This window comes from Streptomyces sp. 15-116A, from assembly GCF_025290915.1.
In the GTDB taxonomy this organism is placed as follows: Bacteria; Actinomycetota; Actinomycetes; order Streptomycetales; family Streptomycetaceae; genus Streptomyces.
Genome location: NZ_JAOCQE010000357.1, coordinates 1 through 5,354, shown reverse-complemented (window position 1 = coordinate 5,354; position 5,354 = coordinate 1). Strand labels below are relative to the sequence as shown.

The 5,354-nt window shown below is 73.5% G+C and carries 5 protein-coding genes and 1 pseudogene; 1 reads left to right on the top strand and 5 read right to left on the bottom strand.

Annotated features, from left to right (window positions below; all coding sequences use genetic code 11):
* Together N4P33_RS32080 and N4P33_RS32075 are read right to left on the bottom strand one after the other, a co-directional pair.
* Nucleotides 1-469: pseudogene (locus N4P33_RS32080) on the bottom strand (ABC transporter permease); the annotation flags it as partial.
* A 158-nt stretch (nt 470-627) separates the two neighbouring features.
* Nucleotides 628-1,041 carry a globin gene (locus tag N4P33_RS32075; protein WP_260830461.1) on the bottom strand — a complete coding sequence of 138 codons (414 nt, stop codon included), beginning with the start codon at nt 1,039-1,041 and terminating at the stop codon, nt 628-630.
* Nucleotides 1,042-1,117: 76 nt separating this feature from the next.
* Here N4P33_RS32075 and N4P33_RS32070 point away from each other — a divergent pair, with 76 nt between their 5' ends.
* The gene (locus tag N4P33_RS32070; protein ID WP_260830460.1) at nt 1,118-2,101 is read left to right on the top strand and encodes a methyltransferase domain-containing protein; all 984 of its coding nucleotides are present in this window, start codon (nt 1,118-1,120) and stop codon (nt 2,099-2,101) included.
* Here the strand turns inward: N4P33_RS32070 and N4P33_RS32065 are convergent.
* From N4P33_RS32065 to N4P33_RS32055, 3 genes are all read right to left on the bottom strand, one after another.
* A complete protein-coding gene (locus N4P33_RS32065) occupies nt 2,098-3,192 on the bottom strand; it encodes an FHA domain-containing protein (protein WP_260830459.1) in 1,095 nt (364 codons plus the stop codon). The genes N4P33_RS32070 and N4P33_RS32065 overlap by 4 nt on opposite strands.
* A 103-nt stretch (nt 3,193-3,295) precedes the next feature.
* The gene (locus tag N4P33_RS32060) at nt 3,296-4,642 is read right to left on the bottom strand and encodes a VWA domain-containing protein (protein WP_260830458.1); all 1,347 of its coding nucleotides are present in this window, start codon (nt 4,640-4,642) and stop codon (nt 3,296-3,298) included.
* A 136-nt stretch (nt 4,643-4,778) separates the two neighbouring features.
* On the bottom strand, nt 4,779-5,354 hold a 576-nt coding region (locus tag N4P33_RS32055), incomplete at its 5' end, for a PP2C family serine/threonine-protein phosphatase (RefSeq protein WP_260830457.1).

Sequence of the window (5,354 nt, the reverse complement as noted above, 5' to 3'; positions counted from 1 at the left end):
CCGGCTCACCGGCGTCGGCGGCGGCGCGGGGCATGCGGCCCGCGGTGATCCGCACCTGGGCCGGGTCCAGGGCCGCGAAGTGCGTGAGGCCGGGGTCGTCGGTCGTGGCGCGCTCGTCCGTGGGCCGCAGGGAGCGGGGGAGGGCGTACGGGCCGGAGCGGGTCAGGGTGCGCAGGGTCACCGGCAGCTCGTCGAAGGCCTCGCGCGCACCCTCGCGGACGGCCGCGTCGGCGTCGGCGCGCCGGTGAGCCGGTACGTCCGCCTCGACGAGGAGCGTGGTGTCGGCGGCGTCCCGCCGGTCGCCCAGCGCGTGGCGCAGGGCCGCGTCACCGATGGCGGCGGAGTACGCCGTGAGGGTCGCCAGGACCGCGGTGGTCAGCAGCACCGTGAGCAGGGCGGCGGCGAGAAGCGGCCGATGGGCCCGCGCCCGCGCGAGGACGAACCTCGTCAGTCCCCCCGCGCTCCCCACCCGAGCCCCCCGCCCGTGTTGTCCAGACCTCCGGGCGATGGTGTCAGAGGAGACTGGTCGCGGGTAAGCGCTTGTAGCGCGGACTTGACCGGATCGTGATCAAATAGCGGCGACGCGTGACCGGAATCCGCACGGCCGGGGGGACGCCGGTGTTCGGCTCAGTCCGGGGTGTTGATCATCGAGGCGGCCGCATACGTCAGGTACTTCCACAGGGTCTGTTCGTGTTCCTCGGACAGGCCCAGTTCGTCCACGGCGTCGCGCATGTGCTTCAGCCAGGCGTCGTGGGCCGCGCGGTCGACCTTGAACGGCACGTGCCGCATCCGCAGCCGCGGGTGCCCCCGGTTCTCGCTGTACGTCGTCGGACCGCCCCAGTACTGCATGAGGAACAGCGCGAGCCGCTCCTCGGCCGGGCCCAGGTCCTCCTCGGGGTACATGGGCCGCAGCAGCGGGTCCTGGGCCACGCCCTGGTAGAAACGGTGGACGAGCCGGCGGAAGGTCTCCTCCCCGCCGACCTGCTCGTAGAAGGTCTGCTCCTGAAGCGTGCCGCGCCGAATCTCTGTCACGCCGTCCATGGTCTCAGACTGCCCGGCATAGGACTCAAGCCCTAGGTCCCGCCCCCTACGGCCGACGCGCCCGTACCGTGGAGGCATGGGCGGGCGTGCGGTGCGGCCGGAGCCGGAGGAACTCGCCGTCTCGGCGCGGGAGGCGCTGGTGCGGGAGATCGACGCGAGCGGGGCCTTCGACGACGACCCCGTCTGGCGTGAGGTGTTCGCGGCCGTGCCCCGCCATCTGTTCGTGCCGTCGTACCACGTCGGCGTCGTCGGCGGCTACGAGCGCCGGTGGGGCGAGAGCCCCGATCCCGAGGCGCGTGAGCAGTGGCTGCGAGGCGCCTACCGGGACACCCCGCTGGCGACCCTGCTGCGCGACGGCGAGCTGCTCTCCTCCAGCAGCCAGCCGTCCCTGATGGCGCTGATGCTGGCCGCGCTCGGCGTCCGGGACGGCGACCGGGTCCTGGAGATCGGCACCGGCAGCGGCTACAACGCCGCCCTGCTCGCCCACCGACTCGGCGACGACGACCTGGTCACCACCATCGACCTCGACCCGGAGATCACCGAGTCGGCCCGCCGGCACCTCGCCGCCGCGGGACACCACCCGGGCGTCATCACCGGCGACGGCGCCTGCGGCGTCCCGGCACGCGCCCCGTTCGACCGGATCATCGCGACCTGCGCGCTGCCCTCGATCCCGCCGGCCTGGCTCGAGCAGTGCCGCCCCGGTGGCCGGATCCTCGCCCCGTACGCCACCGGCGTCATCGCCCTCACCGTGCGCGACGCCCGTCACGCCGAGGGGCGCTTCCTGCACACCCCCGCCTACTTCGTCCCCCTGCGCGGCGCGAGCCGGTCCCGGCCGACGCCGCCCGATGTGACGGGGCTGCCGGAGGCGGCCGTGGGCGACGAGCTGTTCCGGTTCCTGCTGGCGCTGACCGCGGACAGCCTCGACCCGAGGGAGGCGTACGAGGTGTGGAAACGCGCGGAGAGGCCGCAGCGCGAACGCTACGGCCTCACCGTCGACGGCGACACCACCCGGGCCTGGCTGGACGACCCGGCCGGGCGCGATGTCTGGCGGCTGGTCTAGCCCCGGCGGATGGTGATCGTCGTCCAGGCGCCCACGTGGACGCGGTCGCCGTCCTGGAGGGGGACCGGGACGAAGGGCTGGATGGGCTCCTCGCCGCCGTTGACCGTCGTGCCGTTGGTCGAGTTCTGGTCGACGACCGCCCACGTGCCGTCCGGCTGCTGGACCAGCACCGCGTGCTGGTGCGAGACGCCCGGGTCCTCCGGCGGCGTCGACAGGTCGATGTCGGGGGTGTCGCCGGTGGAGTGGCGGCGGCGCCCGATGGTGACCTGGTTGCCGGTGAGCGTGCGCTGCTGCTCGGGCGAGTACGCGGGCAGGTTCAGGCCCGCGGCCTCGGGGCCGGAGCGCTGCATCATCGCCATGAAGTACTCACGGTCGGGTCCGATCGTCACCGTCCAGGTCGCCGGGCCCTGGTGCTGCCCGTAGCCACCGGGACCCTGCGGCGCCTGCGTCGCGCCGGGCTGCGGATAGCCGTAGCCGCCGCCCTGCTGGCCGGGGCCGCCCGTCGGCGGGGAGAGCACCCAGTCGTCGTCACCGCCGTAGGAGGGACCGCCCTGCTGGGGCCGGCCGGTCTCCTGCGGGTAGCCGGGCGGGGCCGGCGGTCCTGCCTGGTACCCCTGCGGGCCGCCGTGACCGCCCTGGCCGCCGTAGCCGGGCGGGCCCGGCGGGATCGGCTCGGCCGGGCGGTTCATCTGCGAGGGACGCGAGCCCTGGTAGTCGTACGAGTCGCCGCCGCCGTACGACGGGCCGGGCGGCTGCTGGTAGTGGCCGCCCTGGCCGGGGGCCGGCGGACGCGGGGCGGGCGGGGTGTACGACGTCGCCGTGTTGGTGAGGAAGTTCCAGCGGCACTCCTCGCAGAACGGCGCGCCGCCCTCACGCGGCGTACGGCACTGCGGGCACAGCTCGGGCTGGCCGCCGCCGAAGCCGCCGGGACCCTGCTGGCCGCCGGGGCCGCCGGGAGGCGGGAAGCCGTAGCCGCCGCCGGGCGCGGGCGGCGGGGGAGGGGGTGGAGGCACGGCACCCGCCATGCGGTGACCGCAGACCTCGCACCAGTCGTCGGAACCCGACTGGTGTCCGTTCGGGCAGGTCGGCATGTCGGCGCTTCCCCCTCTCCTTTTCCGGCCGCATCCGACCGGATTTCTCCAACCCCGAGGGGTCAGGCTCGTTCACTTACAGGCACGTACGGGACGTACAGGTTCACTTCTTTACACGAACAGTCTTGGTGGACCGAGTCTCGAGCGTCATCTCGTCGGCCTCCTCGACCTTCGCCTTCAGTCGCACAGTACCGGTCGCGGCGTCCACGACGTCCACCACCTTCGCAAGCAGTTTCGCAGTATCCGCGTTGCCTGAGGCACTCGCGAGCTGAACGGCACGGCCCAGTTTGGCCGTTGCTCCATCGAAATCGCCCGCTTTGCGCAGATCGAGCCCTTGCTGGATGGCTTGTGCCAGTTCGGCCTGCCCCGTGTAGTGCGCGACCTGAGGGTTGATGGACGTCGACGCGGCCATGTCGTCGGTCCACACGGCCCGCACCAGACCCTGCGCGCCGAGGTTCTCCACGCTGCCGTCGGGCTGCGGAATCACCAGGGACAGACGGGCCGCGAGCATCTCCTGGCCGATGCCGGCGGGCGGCACCTCGACACAGACGTGGTAGTCCCGGGACTCGTCGCCCCAGGAACCCAGCGGGTAGTCGCCCGCGCGCGGGCCCGCCTCGGTGCGGCGGTCGGTGAGCTCCTCGACCGTGGGGGCGACCTGCTTGACGAATTTCACAGTCGTGCCCACCGGGGTCCACAGCCGCAGGGAGACGTCCGCGACCTCCTTGCCCATCGCGGTCTCCATCATCTGCGTGAAGTCCGCGGCGAGTCCGGCCGGATCGGCGACGATGTCGGCGGTGCCGAGCAGCGCCGAGGCGATCCCTGTGACTTCTTTCACTTCCCAGTCGGTGCCCACCCCGCGGGCGTCACAGGTGAAGCGCCCGGCGCAGGCGTCCAGGGCCGCCTTCAGATCCTCGGGCGACTCGTGCTCGTTGCGGCCGTCGGTGAGCAGGATGCCGTGCCGGATCGCCACGTCCGCCGACGCCAGCAGCGTGTCGGCCAGCCGCAGCCAGGTGCCGATGGCCGTACCTCCGCCCGCGCTCAGCTTGCGCAGCGCCTGCTTGGCCTGGTCGCGGGTGGTGGCGCCGGCGACGGCGAGGCGCCCGCCGCCGGGGTAGACCTCCTTCGCGACATGCGTGCCGCCGACCACCGCGAAGTGGACGCCGTCGCGCAGGGCGTCGATCGCGGCGGCAGTGGCGTCGCGGGCGTTGCGCATCTTCGTCGGCGGGTAGTCCATCGAGCCCGAGCAGTCGACCATCAGCACCACGGCCGCCGACGGCCCCTCGCCCGGCGAGTACAGATGCGGTGCCGTCACCGCGCTGCCGATGGTGCCGCCGCCGGTCGCGGTCACCGTGACGATGGCGTTGACCTCGCCGGCACCCTCCGGCAGGTACTCGTTCTGGTACACGTCCACCGAGAACTGCGGCACATTCGATTTCGAAAGTCTGGCCATGCCGGCTTCGATCCCCCTCCATGCCCCCGCGAGGCGCGGGGCGACGTCGGATGACGGGCCGGTCCCCTCCGGCCCGTTGATACTTCCCCGCATCAGGCCCGCCCTACGCGGCGCGTGCACGGCGCGTGCGCGGCCCTCAGGCCGATCCTGCCCCCTGAGCGGCGGCCGGGAACGGCACCAGGGCCACTGTTACGTTGTCGTGGCCCCCGCCGTCGAGGGCGTGACCGACGAGCACGCGGGCGCTGTGCAGCGGGCGTACGGCGGCGTCGGCGGGCACCACCTCGGCCATCTCCTCCGCGGACTCCGCGTAGTTCCACAGGCCGTCCGTGCACACCACGACCAGGCCGGGCCGGTCCGGCTTGAACGACGCGGTGTGCGGCTCCAGTTCGTAGGCGTCCGCGCCGAGCCAGCCGGTGATCGCGTGGGCGCGCTGGTCGGCGTACGCCTCCGCCTCGCCCATCAGACCCGCGGCGACCATCTGGGCCGCCCAGGAGTCGTCCTCGGTGAGCCGGGCCGGCGGCGCGCCGCGGTCCACCGGCACCCAGTAGGCGCGGCTGTCGCCGACCCAGCCGACGACCAGCAGGCCGCCCGTGACGACCGTGCCGACGATCGTGCAGGCCGGGGCGTTCTGGTGCGGGGCGTGCTCACGGGCGCCGGCGGGCTCGTCGGCCAGGGCGTTGACCGCGTCCGCGGCGGCCAGGATCGCCTCGTG

Coding starts and splice junctions, on each gene's coding strand:
- N4P33_RS32065 (WP_260830459.1), bottom strand. CDS start 3,192: ATGCCGACCTGCCCGAACGGACACCAGTCGGGTTCCGACGACTGGTGC.
- N4P33_RS32060 (WP_260830458.1), bottom strand. CDS start 4,642: ATGGCCAGACTTTCGAAATCGAATGTGCCGCAGTTCTCGGTGGACGTG.
- N4P33_RS32070 (WP_260830460.1), top strand. CDS start 1,118: ATGGGCGGGCGTGCGGTGCGGCCGGAGCCGGAGGAACTCGCCGTCTCG.
- N4P33_RS32075 (WP_260830461.1), bottom strand. CDS start 1,041: ATGGACGGCGTGACAGAGATTCGGCGCGGCACGCTTCAGGAGCAGACC.